Annotated in this window: 21 protein-coding genes; 14 read left to right on the forward strand and 7 right to left on the reverse strand. The window is 71.3% G+C overall.

Annotated features, from left to right (window positions below; all coding sequences use genetic code 11):
• Positions 1 to 7 precede the first annotated feature (7 nt).
• The 4 genes from ACFWXC_RS21245 (at position 8) to ACFWXC_RS21260 (ending at position 4950) form a co-directional block, all read left to right on the forward strand.
• Entirely contained in the window at positions 8 to 970 is a 963-nt protein-coding gene (locus ACFWXC_RS21245) for an LCP family protein (protein ID WP_384480943.1), read from the forward strand.
• A gap of 153 nt (positions 971 to 1123) precedes the next feature.
• Complete coding sequence (locus ACFWXC_RS21250; protein ID WP_351693607.1) at positions 1124 to 1480, forward strand: YciI family protein; 357 nt, start codon at positions 1124 to 1126, stop codon at positions 1478 to 1480.
• Positions 1481 to 1523: 43 nt separating this feature from the next.
• Complete coding sequence (locus ACFWXC_RS21255; RefSeq protein ID WP_384480795.1) at positions 1524 to 2792, forward strand: RNA polymerase sigma factor; 1269 nt, start codon at positions 1524 to 1526, stop codon at positions 2790 to 2792.
• 118 nt (positions 2793 to 2910) lie between these two features.
• Complete coding sequence (locus tag ACFWXC_RS21260) at positions 2911 to 4950, forward strand: cell wall-binding repeat-containing protein (RefSeq protein ID WP_384480797.1); 2040 nt, start codon at positions 2911 to 2913, stop codon at positions 4948 to 4950.
• On the opposite strand, the gene ACFWXC_RS21265 is transcribed toward ACFWXC_RS21260, so the two are convergent.
• On the reverse strand, positions 4928 to 6121 hold the full coding sequence (locus tag ACFWXC_RS21265) for a methyltransferase domain-containing protein (protein WP_384480799.1): 1194 nt from the start codon (positions 6119 to 6121) through the stop codon (positions 4928 to 4930). The two genes, ACFWXC_RS21260 and ACFWXC_RS21265, sit on opposite strands and share 23 nt — an antisense overlap.
• 90 nt (positions 6122 to 6211) lie before the next feature.
• On the opposite strand from ACFWXC_RS21265, the gene ACFWXC_RS21270 reads away from it, so the two are divergent.
• The 4 genes from ACFWXC_RS21270 (at position 6212) to groL (ending at position 10310) form a co-directional block, all read left to right on the forward strand.
• The gene (locus tag ACFWXC_RS21270) at positions 6212 to 7099 is read left to right on the forward strand and encodes a polysaccharide deacetylase family protein (protein ID WP_384480801.1); all 888 of its coding nucleotides are present in this window, start codon (positions 6212 to 6214) and stop codon (positions 7097 to 7099) included.
• Positions 7096 to 7899, forward strand: a complete 804-nt coding sequence (locus tag ACFWXC_RS21275) for a polysaccharide deacetylase family protein (protein ID WP_384480803.1) — start codon at positions 7096 to 7098, stop codon at positions 7897 to 7899. The genes ACFWXC_RS21270 and ACFWXC_RS21275 overlap by 4 nt, the downstream gene beginning before the upstream one ends.
• 359 nt (positions 7900 to 8258) lie before the next feature.
• A complete protein-coding gene (gene groES / locus ACFWXC_RS21280; protein ID WP_066995800.1) occupies positions 8259 to 8567 on the forward strand; it encodes a co-chaperone GroES in 309 nt (102 codons plus the stop codon).
• A 117-nt stretch (positions 8568 to 8684) separates the two neighbouring features.
• Positions 8685 to 10310, forward strand: a complete 1626-nt coding sequence (gene groL, locus ACFWXC_RS21285; protein ID WP_384480805.1) for a chaperonin GroEL — start codon at positions 8685 to 8687, stop codon at positions 10308 to 10310.
• A 217-nt stretch (positions 10311 to 10527) separates the two neighbouring features.
• Here the strand turns inward: groL and ACFWXC_RS21290 are convergent, their stop codons facing one another.
• Positions 10528 to 11301, reverse strand: a complete 774-nt coding sequence (locus ACFWXC_RS21290; RefSeq protein ID WP_384480807.1) for an SDR family NAD(P)-dependent oxidoreductase — start codon at positions 11299 to 11301, stop codon at positions 10528 to 10530.
• Between the two features lie 97 nt (positions 11302 to 11398).
• Complete coding sequence (locus ACFWXC_RS21295) at positions 11399 to 12067, reverse strand: MOSC domain-containing protein (protein ID WP_384480809.1); 669 nt, start codon at positions 12065 to 12067, stop codon at positions 11399 to 11401.
• 79 nt (positions 12068 to 12146) lie between these two features.
• Between ACFWXC_RS21295 and ACFWXC_RS21300 the strand changes: the two genes are divergently transcribed.
• Positions 12147 to 13046, forward strand: a complete 900-nt coding sequence (locus tag ACFWXC_RS21300) for a LysR family transcriptional regulator (RefSeq protein ID WP_384480811.1) — start codon at positions 12147 to 12149, stop codon at positions 13044 to 13046.
• Positions 13047 to 13126: 80 nt separating this feature from the next.
• On the opposite strand, the gene ACFWXC_RS21305 is transcribed toward ACFWXC_RS21300, so the two are convergent.
• Complete coding sequence (locus ACFWXC_RS21305; RefSeq protein WP_352223028.1) at positions 13127 to 13456, reverse strand: WhiB family transcriptional regulator; 330 nt, start codon at positions 13454 to 13456, stop codon at positions 13127 to 13129.
• Positions 13457 to 13837: 381 nt separating this feature from the next.
• Here ACFWXC_RS21305 and ACFWXC_RS21310 point away from each other — a divergent pair, with 381 nt between their 5' ends.
• From ACFWXC_RS21310 to ACFWXC_RS21325, 4 genes are all read left to right on the forward strand, one after another.
• Complete coding sequence (locus ACFWXC_RS21310; RefSeq protein WP_003948568.1) at positions 13838 to 14449, forward strand: response regulator transcription factor; 612 nt, start codon at positions 13838 to 13840, stop codon at positions 14447 to 14449.
• A gap of 277 nt (positions 14450 to 14726) precedes the next feature.
• The gene (locus tag ACFWXC_RS21315) at positions 14727 to 15314 is read left to right on the forward strand and encodes a sigma-70 family RNA polymerase sigma factor (protein WP_351693558.1); all 588 of its coding nucleotides are present in this window, start codon (positions 14727 to 14729) and stop codon (positions 15312 to 15314) included.
• 164 nt (positions 15315 to 15478) lie between these two features.
• Positions 15479 to 16981: an IMP dehydrogenase gene (gene guaB / locus ACFWXC_RS21320; protein ID WP_384480812.1), complete on the forward strand. Its 1503-nt coding sequence runs from the start codon at positions 15479 to 15481 to the stop codon at positions 16979 to 16981.
• Positions 16982 to 17086: 105 nt separating this feature from the next.
• Positions 17087 to 18211, forward strand: a complete 1125-nt coding sequence (locus ACFWXC_RS21325) for a GuaB3 family IMP dehydrogenase-related protein (RefSeq protein WP_384480814.1) — start codon at positions 17087 to 17089, stop codon at positions 18209 to 18211.
• Positions 18212 to 18281: 70 nt separating this feature from the next.
• On the opposite strand, the gene ACFWXC_RS21330 is transcribed toward ACFWXC_RS21325, so the two are convergent.
• Both ACFWXC_RS21330 and ACFWXC_RS21335 read right to left on the reverse strand, forming a co-directional pair.
• Positions 18282 to 18854: a hypothetical protein gene (locus ACFWXC_RS21330; protein WP_384480816.1), complete on the reverse strand. Its 573-nt coding sequence runs from the start codon at positions 18852 to 18854 to the stop codon at positions 18282 to 18284.
• 141 nt (positions 18855 to 18995) lie between these two features.
• Complete coding sequence (locus ACFWXC_RS21335; protein WP_384480817.1) at positions 18996 to 20204, reverse strand: nucleotide sugar dehydrogenase; 1209 nt, start codon at positions 20202 to 20204, stop codon at positions 18996 to 18998.
• A gap of 290 nt (positions 20205 to 20494) precedes the next feature.
• Between ACFWXC_RS21335 and ACFWXC_RS21340 the strand changes: the two genes are divergently transcribed.
• Entirely contained in the window at positions 20495 to 22201 is a 1707-nt protein-coding gene (locus ACFWXC_RS21340) for a glycerol-3-phosphate dehydrogenase/oxidase (RefSeq protein ID WP_384480820.1), read from the forward strand.
• A 55-nt stretch (positions 22202 to 22256) separates the two neighbouring features.
• On the opposite strand, the gene ACFWXC_RS21345 is transcribed toward ACFWXC_RS21340, so the two are convergent.
• Complete coding sequence (locus tag ACFWXC_RS21345; protein ID WP_384480821.1) at positions 22257 to 23300, reverse strand: serine hydrolase domain-containing protein; 1044 nt, start codon at positions 23298 to 23300, stop codon at positions 22257 to 22259.
• Between the last annotated feature and the right edge of the window lie 118 nt (positions 23301 to 23418).

Consider the following 23418-nt stretch of genomic DNA (forward strand, 5'->3'; position numbering starts at 1 on the left):
GGGGGTCATGACGCTGGGCGTCGCGGGCGCGGGGTGGGTCTACTGGCACCTCAACGACAACATCAAGAGCGTCGACATCAACAGCGCGCTCGGGGACGACCGCCCGGCGAAGGCGGTGACGACGCCGACGGCCACCGCGTCCGCGTCGGCGTCCCCGCTGCCCACCGGCTCCGTCAACATCCTGGTGCTGGGCTCGGACTCGCGCAGCGGCAAGGAGAACCAGGAACTCGGCGGCGGCGACAGCTCGGGCGCCCGCTCCGACACGGCGATGGTCGTCCATGTCGACGCCGGCCGGACGTCGGCCACCGTCGTCAGCATCCCCCGCGACACCCTGGTCACCCGCCCCTCCTGCCCGCTGTCCTCCGGCGGCTCGACGTCCGCCGCCTACGGCGCGATGTTCAACAGCGCCTACTCGGTGGGCGGGGCGGTGTGCGCGGTGAAGACGGTCGAGTCGATCACCGGCGTCCGCATGGACCACTACCTGGAGATCGACTTCTCGGGCTTCGCCAAGCTGGTGGACGCGCTCGGCGGGGTGACCGTGACCACCGACCAGGACATCGACGACGACGACAGCCATCTGCACCTGAAGAAGGGCACCCACCACCTCGACGGCACCACGGCCCTGGCGCTCGCCCGCACCCGGCACGGCATAGGCGACGGCAGCGACCTCGGCCGGATAGGCCTCCAGCAGAAACTGGTCAAGGCCCTGCTGGACCAGATGGCCTCCATCAGCCTCCTGACCAACCCGGCCAAGCTCTACGAGGTCGCCGACGCGGTCACCTCCAGCCTCACCACCGACACGGGCCTGGACTCGCTCAGCGAGCTGATGCGCCTCGGCCAGAGCCTCAAGGGCCTGACCTCGGACCACCTCAAGACGGTGATGATGCCCGTGGTGACGGCACCCTCCGACCCCAACCGGGTGGTCGCCGACGAGCCCGAGGCGAGCGACCTGTGGAAGTCACTGCGCTAGGACCTGTGACCGGCCCTGTCACCGGCCCTGTCACCGGTGCGGAAAAAACTTCGGGAAATTCCGGCGCGTGTGTCGATCCGGTCCCGGCGCGTTCGACGCAAGGGTGAGATGCGGGGAGAGACCCCGCACCGCACCGGAATCCCAGGAGCCACCATGCCCCGTTACCTGTCGCTCGTGAAGATCGACGAGTCCGCCGCCCCCGCCGAAGGCCCCAGCCAGGAGCTGATGCAGCGGATGGGCGAGCTGATCGAGGAGATCACCAAGGCCGGCGTGATGCTGGACACCGCGGGGCTCACGCCGACCGCCCAGGGCACCCGGGTGCACTGGGAGGGCGGGAAGATCTCCGTCACCGACGGGCCGTTCACCGAGTCCAAGGAGGTCGTCGGCGGTTACGCGATCATGCAGTGCAAGGACATGGCCGAGGCCCTGGAGTGGACCAAGCGGTTCCTCAAGGTGCACGAGGAGTTCTGGACGGTGACCTGCGAGGTGCGGGAGATCGCGGAGGGCTGACCCTCCTGGCGTACCGCCGTCCGGGGGTGTCGAATGGAGGGCTGTGAGCACACAGCCCTCCGTCGACGCCGATGCCCGGCACGCCATCGAGACCGTCTTCCGTCTGGAGTCGCCCCGCGTGATCGCCGGCGTCGCCCGGATCGTCCGGGACGTCGGCATCGCGGAGGAACTGGCGCAGGACGCCCTCGTCGCCGCCCTGGAGCAGTGGCCCCGGGACGGGGTGCCCGACAACCCGGGCGCCTGGCTCATGGCCACCGCCCGCCACCGCGCCGTCGACCTGGTCCGGCGCCGGGAGAACTACACCCGCAAGCTCCGGGAGATCGGCCGGAGCCTCGCGGACGTGCCCCCGCCGGAGCTGCCCGCCGACCCCGACGGCATCGACGACGACCTGCTCCGCCTGGTCTTCACCGCCTGCCACCCGGTGCTGTCGCCTCAGGCCCGCACCGCCCTCACCCTGCGCCTCCTCGGCGGTCTGGGCACGGCCGAGATCGCCCGCGCCTTCCTCGTCCCCGAGCCGACCGTCGCCCAGCGCATCGTCCGCGCCAAGCGCACCCTCGCCACCAGGAACATCGCCTTCGAGGTGCCCTACGGCCCGGACCGCGAGGCCCGGCTCGGCTCCGTGCTCGACGTCATCTACCTGATCCACAACGAGGGGTACGCGGCCACGGCGGGCGACGACTGGCTGCGCCCGTCGCTGTGCGAGGACGCGCTGCGGCTGGCCCGCGTGCTGTCCTCGCTGATGCCGAAGGAGCCGGAGGTGCACGCCCTCACCTCGCTCCTCGAGTTCCAGTCCGCCCGCACGGCCGCCCGCACCGGCCCGGACGGCACCCCCGTCCTGCTCGGGGACCAGAACCGCCGCCGCTGGAACCGCATGCTCATCGCCCGCGGCATCAGGGCGCTGGCCCGCGCGGAGGCCACGGCGACGGGCGCCCCGGGGCCGTACGCGCTCCAGGCGGCCATCGCGGCCTGTCACGCGCACGCGTACACCTACGAGGAGACCGACTGGAGGTCCATCGCCACCCTGTACGGCCTGCTGGCGGCCCGGTCCCCGTCCCCGGTCGTCGAGCTGAACCGGGCGGTGGCCGTGTCGATGGCGGACGGCCCGGCGGCGGCGCTGGCGATCGTGGACCCGCTGACGGCCGAACCGGCCCTGCGCGACTACCACTTGCTGCCCAGCGTGCGAGGTGACCTGCTGGCCCGCCTCGGGCGTACGGCGGAGGCCCGCGCGGAGTTCGAACGGGCGGCGGGTCTGGCACGCAACGAGCGGGAGCGGGAGCTGCTGCTGGCCAGGGCACGGGAGTGCGCTGCGTAACCTGGAGGCACACAGCTGTTCACTCGCAACTCTGTTCCCATGGCAACTAGTTGGCCACTACAGTGACCCGGCTCCTGTACAGGGGCTGTACCGACCATGGGGGGTCGACAACTTGAGAATGTTCACGCGCCGCCGTACGGCGGCGCTCGCGACCGCGGCCGTACTGGCCGCGACGGGCACCCTGGCGCTCGCGCCGGGTGCCGTCGCCGACGACGCCGGCAACTGGCCCGGCACCGAGGGCAAGATCCTCGTCGACGGGGGCATGCTGATCGACCCGGCGACGGGCAGAACCACGCAGATTCCAGGCGTCGGCGGCGACTACGCCGCCTGGGCGCCGGACGGCAGCCGGCTGGTCACCAGCGCGGGCCAGATCTCCAGCTACCGTCCCAGCGGCTCCACCAAGATCACCCTTCCCTGGGCGGACGGCGTGCGCTCCAGCGCCGTCTACGAGGACCTCGCCTACGGCTGGAACGGCCGGTACGTCGTCTTCTCCACCGGTGGCCAGCTCGTCTACGGCCCCTCGGACGGGTCGTGGGCCCCCGAGCCGCTGCTCAGCAGCACCCTGGAGCCGTCCACCGTCTGCGACACCCACCCGACGGTGAACCCGGCGTCGGGTCTGGTCGCCTTCCAGCGCAACGTCGCCTACGGCTGCTACGACAACGCCGGCGTCTACGTCTACGACTCGGACGCGAAGACGGTCAAGCGCGTCCTGACCGACGCCGAGCAGCCCGACTGGTCGCCCGACGGCACCAGGCTGGCCTTCGTCCGCAAGGACACCGACGGCAACTACCAGGTGTTCACGGCGAACGCGGACGGCACCGGTGTCAAGCAGCTGACGACGGGACCGCGCTCGTACGCCAACCCGTCCTGGTCGCCGACCGGCACCCGGATCGTCTTCGACGCGCACACCTCGCCCGACAGCGGCGACGTGCACACCGTCGAGTACGCGGACGTGGCCACCGGCGAGCTGACCAAGGTCGCGGACACCGCCGGACAGAACTTCGGCGTCAACCCCAGCTGGCAGCCGGTCCGCAAGAACACCACCGCCCGGGTCTGGGGCGCCGACGCGAACGCCACCGACATCGCCTCCTCGCGCTGGAGCTGGAACACCGTCGGCCAGAGCGAGCCGGGCCTGCTGGACGCCAAGTCCGCCGTGCTGCTCGGCCAGGACGACTCGGCCGACGCGCCCGTCGCGACCGCACTGGCCGGCAAGCGGCAGGGCCCGGTGCTGACGACCGTGAAGACCGGGCTGTCGACGGCGGTGAAGAACGAGCTGAAGCGCACCCTGAAGAAGGGCGCGAACGTCTGGATGGTCGGCGGGACCTCGGTCCTCACCACCAACGTCTCCACCCAGCTGAAGTCCCTCGGCTACGTCCCGAAGCGGGTCTCCGGCACCGACCGCTACGACACCTCGGTCAAGGTGGCGAAGACGGTCACGACCAGCCCGACGTACGTCTTCCTGGCCAGCGGCACCGACTACCAGGCGGCCCTCCCGGCGGCCGCCGCGGCCGGCGCCGACGGCACCGGCAGCACCGGCAGCGTGGTCCTGACCAGCGGCAAGTCGCTGACGTCGGCGGTGAAGTCGTACCTCAACAGCCTCAACCCGGCCAAGACCATGGTCATCACGGTCGGGGCCGACGCGAAGTACGCGCTGACCCATGCGTCGTTCTCCAAGTGGCCGTCGACGTACTACTACTACCCGATCACGGGGGCCAACAGCGAGGCCCTCTCGGTGGCCCTCGCCAAGTTCTGGTGGACCACCCCCGGCCAGGCCGCCGTCGCCTACGCCGGCTCCTGGCGGGACGGGGTCTCCGCGGGCTCGGCGATGAACGTCTACGGGCCCGTGCTGTGGACCTCCCGGCCCGCCCTGTCCGACGAGGTCAAGAGCTATCTGCTGCGCGAGTCCGCCGGCACCCAGTCCGTGGTCGCCTTCGGCGACACCGGCTCGGTCACGGCGGGCGCGCTGAACACGGCGGGCTCGTCGATCAGCGCGAGCGGCAACGACTTCGAGTACCGGCCGTACTTCAACGGCGTCGCCTCGGCCGCGCGCACCTTCGCGCTGCGCACGGACGCCGGTGAGCCCGCTTCGGCCGCCACCAAGTCCGGCCGGGCGACCGACCGGAACCCGACGTCGCTCAGGACGGCCCAGCACCAGTAGCCGGCCGCGGGGGGGCGCCGACGAGCATGGTCGGCGCCCCCGCCACCCGGGTCAGGAACACGGTCGCCGCGTTCGGCCCCTGCGGCTTGACCTTCCTGCGCAGCTCCTCCGGCTCCACGGCCGAGCCGCGCTTCTTCACGGTCAGGGTGCCGACCCCGCGCTCCCGCAGCAGCGCCTTCAGCTTCTTCACGTTGAAGGGGAGCCGGTCGGTGATCTCGTACGGCGTCGCCCAGGTGGTGGCGCGCAGTTCGTCGGCCGTGATGTACGCGATCGTCGGGTCGACGAGCCCGCCGTCCAGCTCCTCGGCCACCTCGGCGACCAGATGGGCGCGGATGACGGCGCCGTCGGGCTCGTACAGGTACCGCCCCACGGGACGGACCCGAGGATCGGGCAGGCCCCGGCCGAGCAGCGTGCGCGGGCCGGGCAGCAGGGTGGCGCGGACCGCCCCGGGCGCCGTCCCGAACCACAGCACCGCCTCCTTCACGTCGCCCGCGTCCGAGATCCACTCCGCCTCGGCATCCGCCGGGACCGCCTCGTGCGGGACGCCGGGGGCGATCTTCAGCGCGGCGGTGCGGGCCGCCCCGCGGGCCGCCTCGATCGCCCAGGACAGGGGCGGCGAGTAGGCCTCCGGGTCGAAGATGCGGCCGCGGCCGCCGCGCCGGGCCGGGTCGACGAACACGGCGTCGTAGCCGGCCGTGTCCACCTCCGTGACGTCCGCCTCCCGGACCTCGATCAGGCCGGCCAGCCCCAGCGCGTCGGCGTTCGCCCGCGCCGCGGCCGCCGTCACCGGGTCCCGGTCCACGGCGAGCACCCGGATCCCGGCCCGCGCGAGCGCGATCGCGTCGCCCCCGATCCCGCAGCACAGGTCGGCGACCGAGGTCACCCCGAGCGCCGTCAGCCGCTGGGCCCGGTACGAGGCGACGCTCGCCCGCGTCGACTGCTCGACCCCGTTCGGCGTGAAGAACATGCGGTCCGCGTCCGCCTCCCCGAACTTCGCCGCCGCCCGCTGCCGCAGCCGGGCCTGGGTGAGCGCCGCCGACACCAGTTCGGCGGGGTGCGTGCGGCGCAGCCGGGTGGCCACGGCGAGTTCGTCGGCGGGGGCGGTGCCGCGCACCTCGGCGAGGAGGGCGCGGCCCTCGGGGGAGAGGAGGGGGGCGAGGAGGTCGTTCACCGGGTCATTGTCGGCCAGTCGGTGGATGGTTCGCCTCCGGCGGCGGTGTCGGCGCCGGTTCCGGGGGAGGGCCTGGAAGGATCCGACGCCATGCGAGTAGTCGTACAAAATGACAAAAATGGGTTGAAGGCGGGTATGGCGGGCCTGCTGGCCGCGGCCGCCCTGATGTCCGGCTGCGCGGGGCCGGACACCGGCTCCACCGCCCGTCCCGCCGCCGGCCAGCAGCCGCACCGGGCGGCGCCCGCCCCCGACTCCCACGCCGCCCGGGTCGCCGCCGCCCGGCGCTGGGGCCTGGACGCGGTCCCGCTGCGGCCCCCGGCCCCGCCGAAGATGAAGCCGAGGATCACCGCGCGCGACGGCTTCGAGGTGGACGGGCAGGAGGAGGACGACCTGCCCCCGGTCTTCACCACGATCCCGACCAGGCAGAAGATCGTCTTCCTCACCATCGACGACGGCTGGAACAAGGACCCGCGGTTCCTCCGCATGATGAACGACCTGCGGATCCCCTACACCGCGTTCCTCAGCAACTACCTGGTCAAGGACGACTACGGCTTCTTCCGCACGATGCAGGCCGAGGGCCACACCCTGAACAACCACACCCTGACCCACCCGTATCTGCCGGGCCTGTCCTACGAGGAGCAGAGGGACGAGATCTGCGGCATGCAGGCGATCATGAAGAAGCAGTTCGGCAAGGCGCCGACGGTCTTCCGGCCGCCCTACGGCAACTACAACGGCGACACCCTGCGCGCCGCCAAGTCCTGCGGCATCAAGTACGCGCCGATCTGGGACGAGGAGGTGTTCGTCGACCACTGGGAGTACCGCGAGTGGGACCGCGGCCTGCACCCCGGTGACATCGTGCTCACGCACTTCCGGGGCAAGGACGACTGGGACGGCACGATGATCGACGACATGCGCCGCTTTCTGAACAAGGTCACCCGCGAGGGTTATGCGGTGGCGCGCCTGGAGGACTACCTGTGAGCCGGCCGAGGGCGGCGGCCGCGCTGCTGACCGCCGCCCTCCTCCTGGCGGGCTGCGCGCAGTCCGTCGACCCGATCGAACGGCTGGGCAAGAAGGCGGCCGACCGGGTACGGCCGCACGGCCCGGCCGGCGAACAGCTCTACCGCCACTGGGGCCTGACCGCCCCCCTCCTCCCGGCGCCGCACCCCCCGCTCCACCCGCTCGCCCTCCGCACGGCCCTCCCCCCGGTCGTCGACCACGTCCCCACCACCGACAAGGTCGTCTTCCTCACCTACGACGACGGCGCCGAGAAGGACCCCCGGTTCGTGGACATGGTCCGTGAACTGCGGCTCCCGGTGAGCATGTTCCTCACGGACAGCGTGGTCGGCCCCGGCTACGGCCACTTCGCCCGCCTCCAGGAGGTCGGCGCGAGCGTCCAGAACCACACCCTCGACCACCCGGCCATGCCCGGCCTGCCCTACGCCGGCCAGCGCGCCGAGATCTGCGGCCAGCAGGAGAAACTCAAGTCCCGCTTCGGCATCCGCCCCCGCCTCTTCCGCCCGCCCTACGGCACGTACGACACCACCACCCTGCACGCGGCGGCCGACTGCGGGGTGACGGCGGTGGTCCTGTGGCGCGCGGCGATGACGGCCGACGGGATCGCGTACCGCCGCGGTGAGAAGCAGCTGCGCCCCGGCGACATCGTCCTGGTCGGCCCGGACGAGGCCACGGGCCTGACCCTGCGCGAACGCACCACCCGCCTGCTCCGCCGGGTCCAGGAGAACGGCCTGACGGTGGGGCGGCTGGAGGACTACCTGTAGGACCGGCAGGCGCCGCATCCCGGCCCGTGCGGCGTTCGGTTCCCGGCCCGTCAGGCGTTCGAGTTCCCGGCCCGTGCGGCGTTCGGGGACGAGGCCGAAGGTGAAAGCGGGGGGGCGGGGGCGGCAGCCCCAGGGGCGTTCACCGCGGCCCCGGTCACCGTTTTTTCGGCGCCGCGCCGCAGGTAATTGGCACTCCGCTTGACCGAGTGCTAATCGCGGTCATAGTCTCGGCTCTGGCACTCGGCAGATGAGAGTGCCAACAACGCGACGGGCAGGTCCGGCACCCGCGACGACGGATCCACCTGGTCGCCACCTCAGACAGTTAACCCCGTGAGATCTCCGAAGGGGGAGGTCGGATCGTGACGACCACCAGCTCCAAGGTTGCCATCAAGCCGCTCGAGGACCGCATTGTGGTCCAGCCGCTCGACGCCGAGCAGACCACCGCCTCTGGCCTGGTCATCCCGGACACCGCGAAGGAGAAGCCCCAGGAGGGTGCTGTCCTCGCCGTGGGCCCGGGCCGTTTCGAGAACGGCGAGCGCCTGCCGCTCGACGTCAAGGTCGGCGACGTCGTGCTCTACAGCAAGTACGGCGGCACCGAGGTGAAGTACAACGGCGACGAGTACCTCGTCCTCTCGGCTCGCGACGTGCTCGCGATCATCGAGAAGTAGTCACCTCAAGCACATTCTGCTTTGAGCTGCGCCCCTGGCCCCCGCGACCTTATGAAGCCGGGCGCCGGGGGCGCGGCTCGTTTCACCCACGTTTTCCGAGAGGGCTGAACCGCTCCCATGGCGAAGATCCTGAAGTTCGACGAGGACGCCCGTCGCGCCCTCGAGCGCGGCGTCAACAAGCTTGCCGACACGGTCAAGGTGACGATCGGCCCCAAGGGCCGCAACGTCGTCATCGACAAGAAGTTCGGCGCACCCACCATCACCAACGACGGTGTCACCATCGCCCGCGAGGTCGAGCTCGACGACCCGTACGAGAACCTCGGCGCCCAGCTGGTGAAGGAGGTGGCGACCAAGACCAACGACATCGCGGGTGACGGTACGACCACCGCCACCGTGCTGGCCCAGGCGCTCGTCCGCGAGGGCCTGCGCAACGTCGCCGCCGGTGCCTCCCCGGCCGCCCTGAAGAAGGGCATCGACGCGGCCGTCGCCGCCGTCTCCGAGGAGCTGCTCGCCACCGCGCGCCCGATCGACGACAAGGCCGACATCGCGGCCGTCGCCGGTCTGTCCGCGCAGGACAGCCAGGTCGGCGAGCTCATCGCCGAGGCGATGGACAAGGTCGGCAAGGACGGTGTCATCACCGTCGAGGAGTCCAACACCTTCGGTCTGGAGCTGGACTTCACCGAGGGCATGGCCTTCGACAAGGGCTACCTGTCGCCGTACTTTGTGACGGACCAGGAGCGCATGGAGGCCGTCCTGGAGGACCCCTACATCCTCATCAACCAGGGCAAGGTCTCCTCCATCGCGGACCTGCTCCCGCTGCTCGAGAAGATCATCCAGGGCAACGCCTCCCGCCCGCTGCTGATCATCGCCGAGGACGTCGACGGCGAGGCGCTCTCCACCCTCGTCGTCAACAAGATCCGCGGCACCTTCAACGCGGTCGCGGTCAAGGCCCCCGGCTTCGGCGACCGCCGCAAGGCGATGCTGGAGGACCTGGCGGTCCTCACCGGCGCCACGGTCATCTCCGAGGAGGTCGGCCTCAAGCTCGACCAGGTCGGCCTGGACGTGCTGGGCTCCGCCCGCCGTGTCACGGTCACCAAGGACGACACCACGGTCGTCGACGGTGCCGGTGACTCCGGTGCCGTCACCGGCCGCGTCGCCCAGATCAAGGCCGAGATCGAGAACACGGACTCCGACTGGGACCGCGAGAAGCTCCAGGAGCGCCTCGCGAAGCTGGCCGGCGGCGTGTGCGTGATCAAGGTCGGCGCCGCCACCGAGGTGGAGCTGAAGGAGAAGAAGCACCGTCTGGAGGACGCCATCTCCGCGACCCGCGCCGCGGTCGAGGAGGGCATCGTCTCCGGTGGTGGCTCCGCGCTCGTCCACGCCGCGAAGGTGCTGGAGGGCGGCCTGGGCAAGACCGGCGACGAGGCCACCGGTGTCGCCGTGGTCCGCCGCGCGGTCGTCGAGCCGCTGCGCTGGATCGCCGAGAACGCCGGCCTGGAGGGCTACGTCATCACCTCCAAGGTCGCCGAGCTCGACAAGGGCCAGGGCTTCAACGCCGCCACCGGCGAGTACGGCGACCTGGTCAAGGCCGGCGTCATCGACCCGGTCAAGGTCACCCGCTCCGCCCTGGAGAACGCCGCCTCCATCGCCTCCCTCCTCCTGACGACCGAGACCCTGGTCGTCGAGAAGAAGGAAGAGGAGGAGCCGGCGGCCGCCGGTCACTCCCACGGCCACTCCCACTGAGGCAACGCCCCAGTAACCGAAGAAGCCCCCGTCCCCGGTCGTCCGCCGGGAACGGGGGCTTCGCCCCTCGCGGGTACTTCCTACTGTCGTACTGATTTCGCCCCTCGTCCTGTCTTTTCCGCCCTCGTCCCACCTTTTGGGCACCGGAGCGGTCCTCGCCGGCCACCGCCCGCTTCCCCCCGGGCCTGCGGCGCGACCCAGCCGGCCGTCACGGCCGTCACTGCGGCCCGTACTTGCGCCCCGTCTTCGAGGTGATCCCGCCCAGCAGCCCGCGCGGGGCCACCTTCGCCAGGCCGGTCAGCACCTTGTACCGCGGGTCCGGGATCGACAGCGTCTTGCCGCGCGCGAGGTCGGCGAGCGCCGCCTCGACCAGCTTGTCGGCGTCCAGCCACATCCAGTCCGGGATGTTGTCCGTGCCCATCCCGGCCCGCTGATGGAACTCGGTGCGCACGAAACCGGGCGCCAGCGCCATCAGACGGACGCCGGTCCCCGCCAGATCGCGCGCCGCGCCCTGGGTGAACTGCACCACCCACGCCTTCGACGCGCCGTAGGTGCCCCGGGGCACGAAGGCCGCCACCGAGGCCACGTTGACGACACCGCCGCGCCCGCGCTCCCGCATCGCCTCGGCCGCCGCCGAGGTCAGCCGCAGCACCGCCTCGCAGTGCACCTTGAGCATTCTCAGCTCGTCGGCCATGGAGACGTCCAGATAGCGGCCCTTGTTGCCGAAGCCGGCGTTGTTGATCAGCAGGTCGACCGGGTTCCGGCGGTCGCCGAGGCGGGCGGCGACCGACTCGATGCCGGTGTCCTCGGCGAGGTCGGCGGTGAGCACCTCCGCCTCGATGCCGTGCCGGTCGTGCAGCTCGGTCGCCTGTTCGCGCAGGCGTTGGGTGTCCCGCGCCACCAGGACGAGGTTGTGCCCGTCCGCCGCCAGCCGCCGCGCGAACGCGGCACCGATCCCCGCGGTCGATCCCGTAATCAGAGCCGTTGTCATGGCCCAAGGGTAGTTACCCGGACTGACGGCGTCCGCTGCGCGCACCAGCTCTCCCGATGGGTGAAGCGCTGGTGAACGGCTCGCGGGTGACGGCCGTTCAGTCCTGCTGCGCGGCCACGTACTTCCGGGCCAGTGCCAGCGCCTCCGGGTGCAGCGCCGCGCCCGCCGCGAGGAGCCGGGGCAGCAGCTCCCGCTCGGTGGTGGTCGCACGGAACTCCATCGCCGCCGTCACCCCGTGGGCCGGCCGGTGCACGATCTCGATCGGGTCGCCGGCCCGGATCTCACCCGGTTCGATCACCCGGAGGTAGGCACCGGACGCACCCTTCCGCGTGAACCTCTTCACCCATCCCCGCTCGCCCAGATGGCCCTGAAAAGTACGGCACGGGATGCGCCCGGAGGTGACCTCCAGTACGACCCCGGAGCCGATCCGCCAGCGCTCGCCGATCAGTGCATCCGACACGTTCAGCCCGTTTGTCGTGAGGTTCTCACCGAAACAGCCGTTCGGCAGCGGCCGGCCGAGCTCCTTCTCCCAGGCGTCCAGGTCCTCGCGCGCGTACGCGTACACCGCCTGGTCGTCGCCGCCGTGGTGGCGCAGCTCGCACACCGTGTCCCCGGCCAGTCCGCTGCCCGCGACCCCCTTCGGGCCGGGCGCCTGCACCCGCACCGGGCCGTCCACGGGGCGCTTGTCGATGCCGGTCACGCCGTCCTTCTGGTCCGTGTGGGGCGACGGCGTCGGGATTCCGAGGTTCACCGAGAGAAGCTCCATGGTCCGACGGTACGGGACCGCCCTCAAAGCGTCGACGCATTATGGGGCGTGCTGTCCAAGCCCGCCTTATGCTCGGGGGGTGATAGAGGCCCGTCATCTCCGCGTCCTGCGCGCCGTCGCCACCACCGGTTCCTTCTCGGCGGCGGGGCGCGAACTGGGCTGCACCCAGCCCGCCGTCAGCCAGCAGATGAAGGCCCTGGAGACCTCCGTGGGCACCCCGCTGCTGGTCCGCAACGGCCGCGAGATGCGCCTGACCCAGGCCGGCGAGGCCCTCGTCCGGCACGCCTCCGGGATCCTCGCCGGGCTCACCGCCGCCGAGGAGGAGGTCGCCGCGATCGCCGGCCTGCGCGCCGGCCGGGTTCGCCTGGTCTCCTTCCCGAGCGGCAGCTCCACCCTGGTCCCGACGGCACTGGCCGCCCTGCGCGCGGCCCACCCCGGCACCCGGGTCTCCCTGGAGGAGGCCGAGCCGCCGAAGTCCGTGGAGCTGCTGCGCGCCGGCGACTGCGACATCGCGCTGGCCTTCCGCTACGAGGGTGCGGCGGGCGCCGAGGAGTGGGACGACCTGGTGGTACGGCCGCTGCTGACGGACCGGCTGGTCGGCCTGGTGCCCGAACGGCACCGGCTCGCACACGCGGCGTCGGTCGCCCTCGGGGAACTCGCCGACGAACCCTGGATCGCGGGCTGCCCGCGCTGCCGGGGACAGCTCGTCCAGGCGTGCGAGAGCGCGGGCTTCACGCCCCGCATCGACTTCGCCACCGACGACTACCCGGCCGTGGTCGGCCTGGTCGGCGCCGGTCTGGGCGTCGCGGTGCTGCCCCAGCTGGCGATCGAGTCGGTACGTCCGAGAGGTGCGCGCACGGTGGCGCTGGAACCCGCGGTGGTGCGGGAGATCGTCGCCCTCACCCTGCCCGACCTGGCACAGGTGCCGGCGGTGGCGGCGACGCTGGAACAACTGCGCCGGGCGGCCCGGCGGGCCTGAGAAGGAGGGGGCGACGGGCGGCCCGCTCGGCAGCGGTTTGAAGAAACGTTCTTTCTGATATGCGGGAGGAATCGGCTCTTTCAGGTGTGCGGGAGGGAGTCGCCGCTGGTCGTCGATGCCGACACCAGCCTGTTGCGCGCCCGCCCCATGAGCTCTTCGCGCTCGTCCTCGGTCAGGCCGCCCCAGACGCCGTACGGCTCGCGGACCGCCAGCGCGTGCGCCGCGCACTCCGCGCGGACCGGGCACCTCATGCAGACCTCCTTGGCCGAGTTCTCACGGGCACTCCGAGCCGCCCCGCGCTCGCCCTCGGGATGGAAGAAGAGCGAGCTGTCGACCCCACGGCAGGCAGCCAGGAGCTGCCAGTCCCACAGGTCCGCGTTCGGTCCGGGAAGGCGGGAGAAATCTGCCATTACGTGACCCCTTGTAGCCGTTCTGGGCGGATACGGTGCCAACGACCGTACATCTCCGGTCTAGAGAGATGAAAATATGACTCATTGCGAATCTAGCCCCAGACACCGTGAAACGGGAAGAAAAAGGTCTAAATGGGGCATTGGATGTGATGAAAAGTTGAGGGTCTGACGTCCATGTCTGCACCGTGTCCGCCCCCTCACGTAGAGTGCCGAATACGGCACGCAGCCCCGTAACTCTTTCGAGTGACCGTCGTTGAGAGTGCGGAGGCGGTTGAAACAACAAGCGCTCGGGCAGGCGTCCGAGACGGTCGACCGCACAGGTGACGATTCCGTACCAGCCTGGAGGCTCAAGGTGACGCGCATCAGCTGCGGAGGGCGGTCATGACATCCGTCCTCGTCTGCGACGACTCCCCGCTTGCCCGAGAGGCGCTGCGCCGCGCGGTGGCGACCGTGCCCGGCGTCGAGCGCGTGACCACGGCGGCCAACGGCGAGGAAGTCCTCCGCCGCTGGGGCGCCGACCGCTCCGACCTGATCCTGATGGACGTGCGCATGCCCGGGCTGGGCGGTGTCGAGACCGTGCGCCGGCTGCTGTCGGCCGACCCGGGCGCGCGCATCATCATGCTCACGGTCGCCGAGGACCTGGACGGGGTGGCCCTGGCCGTCGCCGCCGGCGCCCGCGGCTACCTGCACAAGGACGCCTCGCGCGCGGAACTGCGCGCGACCGTCACCCAGGCGCTCGCCGACCCCACCTGGCGGCTGGCGCCCCGCCGTCTCCGCTCGGCCGAGATGGGCGCCGCGCCCACGCTCACCGCGCGTGAGATCCAGGTCCTGGAGGGCATGAGCCACGGCCGCTCCAACGCCGAGATCGGCCGCGAGCTGTTCCTCTCCGAGGACACCGTGAAGACCCATGCCCGGCGCCTGTTCAAGAAACTCGGCGCCTCCGACCGCGCCCACGCGGTGGCCCTCGGCTTCCGCTGGGGACTGGTCCGTTAGCAGGGCGGTGAGCTGCGCCGCAGCGGGACCGCGGACCGACCGGACGCCCCCGCCTACCCCATGGTGGGCGGGGTTCGCAAGGCGGATCGCCGGAGGCCCGCTGCTCGTTTCGGCGCCGATGCCGCATCCTTGAGGTGTGGAGTCTCTCGGGGACGAGTCGTTCGAGCGGAAGGGGAGGGCGCAAGGGATGAGTTCCGGCGCACCTGCTCATAACGCTTCGGTGCACAACGACGGACGCGGTGCCACACCGCCGACGGCCGCAGGGCACGATGGACCGATGCGCGACGACGAGGCGGTCACCGCCATAGGGACGATCGGCGCTCTCGTCCATCGCGCCGTCGACGGGGACGAGCAGGCCACGCACGACCTGCTCGCCCATGTCCACCCACTCGCGCTGCGCTACTGCCGTACGCGCCTGTCCCGCCTCCCGGGCGACGCCCGCCACTTCGTGGAGGACCTGGCCCAGGAGGTCTGCGTCGCGGTTCTCCTCGCGCTGCCCCGCTACCGCGACACCGGCCGCCCCTTCGAGGCCTTCGTCTTCGCCATCGCCTCCCACAAGGTCGCCGACCTCCAGCGGGCCGCGATGCGCCATCCGGGCTCCACGGCCGTCCCCTCCGACGAGATGCCGGAACGCCCCGACGACTCCCTCGGCCCCGAGGAGCGGGCGCTGCTCAGCAGCGACGCCGAATGGGCCAAGAAACTCCTGGCCAACCTCCCCGAGAACCAGCGCGAGCTCCTTCTCCTGCGCATCGCGGTGGGCCTCACCGCCGAGGAGACGGGTCAGATGTTGGGAATGTCACCGGGCGCGGTCCGGGTCGCCCAGCACCGGGCCCTGAGCCGGCTGCGCGCCCTGGCGGAGCAGTAGGCGGAGCAACGGCCGCACGGCCCCCGGCCCCCGATGAACAGGCGGCCGCACATTTCCGTACGAACATACGAGGCCTGAAGCTGAGTCGTACCGTGGAATTTGGGGCCTGTGCTTCCCGTTAGCATGGACATCCGCACCGTTCAAGGCCATTTGGGGAAGGTGTCATGACTGCCAACGTCGACGGAGTGCCCGGAAAATTCGCGACACTCGGGCTTACCTACGACGACGTGCTGCTGCTGCCGGGCGCATCCGAGGTGCTCCCAAACGCGGTCGACACCTCGTCCCGCATCTCCCGCAACGTCCGGGTCAACATCCCGCTGCTGTCGGCGGCGATGGACAAGGTGACCGAGTCCCGTATGGCGATCGCGATGGCCCGCCTCGGCGGCGTCGGCGTGCTGCACCGCAACCTGTCGGTCGAGGACCAGGTCAACCAGGTCGACCTGGTCAAGCGGTCCGAGTCCGGCATGGTCACCGACCCCATCACGGTGCGTCCGGAGGCGACGCTCGCCGAGGCCGACGCCCTGTGCGCCAAGTTCCGCATCAGCGGTGTGCCCGTCACCGACCCGGCCGGCAAGCTGCTCGGCATCGTCACCAACCGTGACATGGCCTTCGAGAGCGACCGCACCCGCCGCGTGCACGAGGTCATGACCCCGATGCCGCTGGTCACCGGCAAGGTCGGCATCTCCGGCACCGAGGCCATCCAGCTGCTGCGCAAGCACAAGATCGAGAAGCTGCCGCTGGTCGACGACGAGGGCGTCCTCAAGGGCCTGATCACGGTCAAGGACTTCGTCAAGGCCGAGAAGTACCCGAGCGCCGCCAAGGACGCCGAGGGCCGCCTGCTCGTCGGCGCCGCCGTCGGGGCCAGCCCCGAGGCCCTGGAGCGGGCCCAGGCGCTCGCCGATGCCGGCGCGGACTTCCTGGTCGTCGACACCTCGCACGGTCACAACAGCAACGCCCTCAGCTGGATGTCGAAGATCAAGTCGAGCGTGGACGTCGACGTGATCGGCGGCAACGTCGCCACCCGCGACGGCGCCCAGGCGCTCATCGACGCCGGTGTCGACGGCATCAAGGTGGGCGTGGGCCCCGGCTCTATCTGCACCACCCGCGTGGTCGCCGGCATCGGTGTCCCGCAGGTCACCGCCATCTACGAGGCCTCCCTCGCCGCCCGCGCGGCCGGCATCCCGCTGATCGGCGACGGCGGTCTGCAGTACTCCGGCGACATCGGCAAGGCGCTCGCCGCCGGTGCCGACACCGTGATGCTGGGCAGCCTGCTGGCCGGCTGCGAGGAGTCGCCGGGCGAGCTCCTCTTCATCAACGGCAAGCAGTTCAAGTCGTACCGCGGCATGGGATCGCTCGGCGCGATGCAGTCCCGCGGCCAGGGCAGGTCCTACTCGAAGGACCGGTACTTCCAGGCCGAGGTCGCCGCCGACGACAAGCTCGTGCCCGAGGGTGTCGAGGGCCAGGTGCCCTACCGCGGCCCGCTCTCCAACGTGCTGCACCAGCTCGTCGGCGGCCTGCGTCAGACCATGGGCTATGTGGGCGCCGCCACCATCGAGGAGATGGAGTCCAAGGGCAAGTTCGTCCGCATCACCTCCGCGGGCCTCAAGGAGAGCCACCCGCACGACATCCAGATGACGGTCGAGGCCCCGAACTACAGCCGCAAGTAGTCACCACGGCCTTTCCAGGGCGGTCCCGGGCGTACCGGGGCCGCCCTTGTCGTACCCGTCGGCGATACTGGAAGACGCTGAAACGAAGAGGGAAAGGCCACAGACGTGACTGAGATCGAGATCGGGCGCGGCAAGCGCGGCCGCCGGGCGTACGCCTTCGACGACATCGCCGTCGTCCCCAGCCGCCGTACGCGGGACCCGAAGGAGGTCTCGATCGCCTGGCAGATCGACGCCTACCGCTTCGAGCTGCCGTTCCTGGCCGCCCCCATGGACTCGGTCGTCTCCCCGGCCACCGCGATCCGCATCGGCGAGCTCGGCGGCCTCGGCGTGCTGAACCTCGAAGGTCTCTGGACGCGCTACGAGGACCCGCAGCCGCTGCTCGACGAGATCACCGAGCTGGACGCGGACGCCGCGACCCGCCGCCTCCAGGAGATCTACGCGGCTCCCATCAAGGAGGAGCTGATCGGGCAGCGCATCAAGGAGGTGCGCGACTCGGGCGTGGTCACCGCCGCCGCGCTCTCCCCGCAGCGCACGGCCCAGTTCTCCAAGGCCGTCGTCGACGCGGGCGTGGACATCTTCGTCATCCGCGGTACGACGGTCTCGGCGGAGCACGTGTCGGGTTCGCACGAGCCGCTGAACCTGAAGCAGTTCATCTACGAGCTGGACGTCCCGGTCATCGTCGGCGGCTGCGCCACGTACACCGCCGCCCTGCACCTGATGCGTACGGGCGCCGCGGGTGTGCTCGTCGGCTTCGGCGGTGGCGCCGCGCACACCACGCGCAACGTGCTGGGCATCCAGGTCCCGATGGCCACGGCCGTCGCGGACGTGGCCGCCGCCCGCCGCGACTACATGGACGAGTCCGGCGGCCGGTACGTGCACGTGATCGCCGACGGCGGTGTCGGCTGGTCCGGCGACCTCCCCAAGGCGATCGCCTGCGGCGCGGACTCGGTGATGATGGGCTCCCCGCTCGCCCGCGCGACGGACGCGCCCGGCAAGGGCCACCACTGGGGCATGGAGGCGGTCAACGAGGAACTCCCGCGCGGCAAGAAGGTCGACCTCGGCACGGTCGGCACCATCGAGGAGATCCTCACCGGCCCGTCGCACACCCCCGACGGCTCGATGAACCTCTTCGGCGCCCTGCGGCGGGCGATGGCCACGACCGGCTACAGCGAGCTGAAGGAGTTCCAGCGCGTCGAGGTGACGGTGGCGGACAGCCAGCACAAGCGGTAGTCGCCGGAGGACGAGCGAAGGGCCGGACACCCGGTTGGGGTGACCGGCCCTTTCGCGTGCCGCAAGCCGGTCAGGCCGCCGCCTTCCTGGCGCCCGAGAACGCCGCCCACCCGGCGATCGCGAAGAAGAGGAAGGTCAGCGGGTCGGTCTCTTCCTTCCACGCGTCCTGGACGACGCCGAAGTGCTGGAAGAACAGCTCGGAGAAGCTCACACCGAGCTGGTCGGCGCCGATCATCGCCTCGCCGACCAGCTGGCCCAGGTAGACGGAGCCGAGCGCGAGGACGGTGCTGACGACGGCGAGCAGCGGGTTGCGGCCGCCGAGCCTGCCGGCCGCGAGGCCTATGACGAAGCCGACGCCGACGGCCGCCCAGCCGATCTCGTGCTTGGTGAGGCCGATGACCACACCGTAGAGGGCGGCGGCGGCCACGGCCGCGACGACGGCACCGACCACGCCGAGGGCGACATTGCCCCGGGGCGGCGCGGGCGGCGCCGGAGGCGGGGGTACGGCGCCGGGCTGCGCGGCGTACGGCGCGGGCGTCTGCTGCTGGGCGAACGGGTTGCCGTCGACGGGCTGCGGCTGGGACTGGGACTGGGGCTGCGGCTGGGACTGAGGCTGCGGTGGTGGTGGAGCTGACTGGCTCATGACAGAAAATCCCCCCTGGTGGATCACCGCGCGAACAGCGAGGTGAAAAAACGTGCGCACACCTGTGCGACGAGTGAGGGGAGACTAACAGGAGCCTGTGACAACGCTCCTGGCGATTTCTCCGCGGCCGCGGAGCAGGGTTCAGAGCCGGTGCGCCGCCCCCGTCGGTGTCGCCCCGCGCGTGTCCAGCAGCAGCTGCGCCTTCACCGACAGGCCCTGGAGGTCGTACGTCCGGTGCTGCTGGACCAGGATCGTCAGATCGGCGTCGGCGGCCGCCTCGTAGAGGGAGTCCGCGCGGGGGACCGGGCGGTCCAGGACGTTCCAGGACGCGATGTGCGGGTCGTGGTAGCTGACCGAGGCGCCCAGTTCCATCAGCCGGATCGCGATCTCGCGGGCGGGCGTGGCCTGCTGGTCGGCGAGGTCGGCCTTGTAGGTGACGCCGAGCAGCAACACGCGCGCGCCGCGGGCCGACTTGCCGTGCTCGTTGAGCAGCGCGGCGGCGCGCTGGACGACGTACCCCGGCATCCGGTTGTTGACCTGCTGGGCCAGTTCCACCATGCGCAGGCCGCGGCCGCCGACGCCGGACAGGTCCTGGGCGACCCCGTGGCCGCCGATGCCGGGGCCGGGGCGGAAGGCCTGGAAGCCGAACGGCTTGGTCTCCGCGCAGCGGATCACGTCCCACAGGTCGACGCCCAGGTCATGGCAGAGGACGGCCATTTCGTTGACGAGGGCGATGTTGACGTGCCGGAAGTTGGTCTCCAGGAGCTGTACGGTCTCGGCTTCGCGCGGGCCACGCGCGCGTACCACCTTGTCGGTGAGCCGGCCGTAGAACGCGGCGGCCGACTCCGTGCACGCGGGCGTGAGGCCGCCGATGACCTTCGGGGTGTTGGCCGGGGTGAAGTCACGGCTGCCGGGATCCACCCGGCTGGGCGAGTAGGCGAGATGGAAATCGCGCCCCGCGCGCAGGCCCGAACCCTTCTCCAGCAGGGGCCGCAGGAAGTCCTCCGTCGTCCCCGGGTGGACCGGCGACTCCAGGATCACCGTGGTGTGCGGGCGCAGCCGCTCCGCCAGGGTGCGGGCCGCGACCTCCACCCGGCTCAGGTCGAGCCCGCCGTCGGCGCCGCGCGGGGTCGGCGCGCAGATCACGGCCGTCCGTACCCGCCCCAGCTCGGCCGGTTCCTTGGCCACCCGGAAGCCCCGCGCGAGCATCCGGCGCAGCTCGGCGGGGCTGAGCGAGCCAGCCTCGGGGCCGGTGGCGTATCCGATCGTGGGGATGCCGGCGGCCACGGCGGCCTGGGCGAGGGGCAGGCCGTAGGGACCGAGTCCCATGACGGCGAGGTCTGCGGGCATGGCGTGGGCCGTCCTTCCCAGTAACCGAAGCGGGACAGGTGCGCAAGCCCTGTGGACAGGATGAGCGAAGCGCAATGTCAGACTAGGAGTAAATATGAACGTTATGTGGGATTGTGTACGTGTGTCTTCCGGGGGTTCGGTGAGCGTTGTCCACAGGCTGGGGGCGCGTGGTGGCTGAAGTCGGGCAACGCGGTCAGACTTTGGGCATGGGCCGCACCTGCCGGGTGCGGCCGATGCGACCGACGACCGACGACGAGCCATGACCGATGGCGGCAGAGCGGGAGGCAGCGGTGAGGACAGCGACACTGGGGCCGAAGCAACGGGCGGAGTCCTTGGCGGCCATGGCCGAGCGCGAGCTGGACGTGCTGGTCGTGGGCGGCGGAGTGGTAGGCGCCGGAACCGTGCTGGACGCGGCCACCCGGGGCCTGAACACCGGCATCGTCGAGGCCCGTGACTGGGCCTCCGGCACCTCCAGCAGATCCAGCAAGCTGATCCACGGCGGGCTGCGCTATCTGGAGATGCTCGACTTCGCCCTGGTCCGTGAGGCCCTCAAGGAGCGCGGCCTGCTCCTGGAGCGCCTCGCCCCGCACCTGGTCAAGCCGGTGCCCTTCCTCTACCCGCTCCAGCACCAGGGCTGGGAGCGCCTGTACGCCGGCTCGGGCGTCGCGCTCTACGACGCGATGTCCATGGCCAGCGGGCACGGCCGGGGCCTGCCCGTCCACCGTCACCTGACCCGCCGTCACGCCCTGCGTGTCGCGCCCGCCCTGCGCAAAGACGCCCTGGTCGGCGCCATCCAGTACTACGACGCCCAGATGGACGACGCCCGCTATGTGGCGACCCTGGTGCGCACGGCGGTGTCCTACGGCGCGAAGGCCGCCAACCGCGCGCGCGTGACCGGGTTTCTGCGCGAGGGCGAGCGGGTCGTCGGGGCCCGGGTGAAGGACGTGGAGGGCGGCGGGGAGTACGAGATCCACGCCCAGCAGGTCGTCAACGCGACCGGTGTGTGGACCGACGACACCCAGGCGATGGTCGGCGAGCGCGGCCAGTTCCACGTCCGCGCCTCCAAGGGCATCCACCTGGTCGTCCCCAAGGACCGCATCCACTCCACGACCGGCCTGATCCTGCGCACCGAGAAGTCGGTCCTGTTCGTCATCCCCTGGGGCCGGCACTGGATCATCGGCACCACCGACACCGACTGGGACCTCGACAAGGCCCACCCGGCCGCCTCCAGCGCCGACATCGACTACCTGCTGAACCACGTCAACTCGGTGCTCGCGGTGCCGCTGTCGCGCGACGACGTCCAGGGCGTGTACGCGGGGCTGCGCCCGCTGCTGGCCGGCGAGTCCGACGCCACCAGCAAGCTGTCGCGCGAGCACACGGTCGCGCATCCGGTGCCGGGGCTCGTGGTCGTCGCGGGCGGCAAATACACGACGTACCGGGTGATGGCCAAGGACGCCGTCGACGAGGCGGTGCACGGGCTCGACACGCGGGTCGCGGAGTGCGTCACCGAGGACATCCCGCTGCTCGGCGCGGAGGGTTACCGGGCGATGTGGAACGCGCGGGCCCGGATCGCCGCCCGCACCGGCATCCACGTGGTCCGGGTCGAGCACCTGCTGAACCGGTACGGCTCGATGGCGGACGAGGTCCTCGAACTCATCGCCGCCGACCCGGGGCTCGGCGAGCCGCTCTCGGCCGCCGACGACTATCTGCGCGCCGAGGTCGTCTACGCCGCCTCCCACGAGGGCGCCCGCCATCTCGACGACGTCCTCACCCGCCGTACCCGCATCTCCATCGAGACCTTCGACCGGGGCACCCGCAGCGCCCGCGAGGCCGCCGAGCTGATGGCGCCGGTCCTCGGCTGGGACAAGGACCAGATCGAGCGGGAGGTCGAGCACTACGAGAAGCGGGTGGAGGCGGAACGGGAGTCCCAACTCCAGCCGGACGACCAGACGGCCGACGCGGCCCGCCTGGGAGCCCCGGACATCGCACCGCTCTGAAACCCACCCGATCGAGCGACCCGGGGCCGGGATCTTCTGCCGGACCCCGGCCGTTCTACCGACTGCGAGGGCAGAACTCGGCCGCGAGCAGCGCGGGTTCGAGGTCCGGGTCCCCCACCGCCGTCGTGTTCACGCGGAACGTAAGGACATGCCGGCCGCCGATCGAGGCAGCACTGCGCACATAGCTGCCCGCGATCCGGCCGTTGTGCCCCCACACCGTGGTCCCGCACGGCAGCTTCACAGGAAAGATCCCCAAGCCGTACACCCCATGCGCGGCACGGGTGCTGAGCATCTCGCGCAGCCAGTGCGAGGACAGCAGCTCGCCGTCCAGCAGCGCCGCGTAGAAGCGGTCCAGGTCGTCGAGCGTGGTCACCAGCTCACCCGCGGCGCCGGCCACGCGCGGGTCGAGCTCGGTGACGTCGGAGCCGTCGGCCGCGTAGGCGCGGCCGTGCGGCGCGGGCAGCGAGGCACGGGCACCCGGGAAGGACGTGCCGCTGAGACGGAGAGGAGTGATGATGCGCCGCCGCGCCTCGGTGGCGTACGAGTGACCGGTGACCCGGCGGATGACCATGCCGAGCACGACGTAGTCGGTGCTGGAGTACGCGTAGCGGCCGAGGCCGGTCGAAGGGAGGGCGAGCGCGACACGTACGGCCTGAAGCGGGGTCAGGGGGACGGCCCCTTTGGTGAGCTCGGTGAAGTCGGCGAGCCCGCTGGTGTGGCCGAGCAGGGCACGCAGGGTGATCCGTCGCCCGTCCACCCCTCGTCCGCGCAGCAGCCCCGGCAGGTACCGCTCGACGGGGTCGGACAGGGACAGTCGGTGTTCCGCGGTCAGTTGCAGGACGACGGTGGCGACGAAGGTCTTGGTGATGCTGCCGGCGCGGAAGTGGTCGGCACGGGCGATACCCCGGCCGGCGGCCGCATAACGGACGTCGTCGCCGTCGCGGTCCAGGAAGGCGGCCGCGGGTGCCCGGCCTTTGGTGACGAACTGTGACAGGAGCGGGTCCGTGGCCTCCGCCGAGGACGCGGAACCGACCGTCATCAGGGCGAGCAGCAGGGCAAGAGAGACCGGTATGGCCACCAGTGTCCGAAGCGACGGCATCCGGTCCCTCCCTTGTCTCGGCCCATCATCCCGGCTCGCGTGACGCCCTCGTCACCGGGGGTTCCGATCGGCCCGCCCCGATGAGCGGTCAGGGGCACCCTGGGCGTCGGGCACTTGT

Origin of the sequence: Streptomyces sp. NPDC058683, from assembly GCF_042716195.1 — a bacterium.
Lineage (GTDB): Bacteria > Actinomycetota > Actinomycetes > Streptomycetales > Streptomycetaceae > Streptomyces.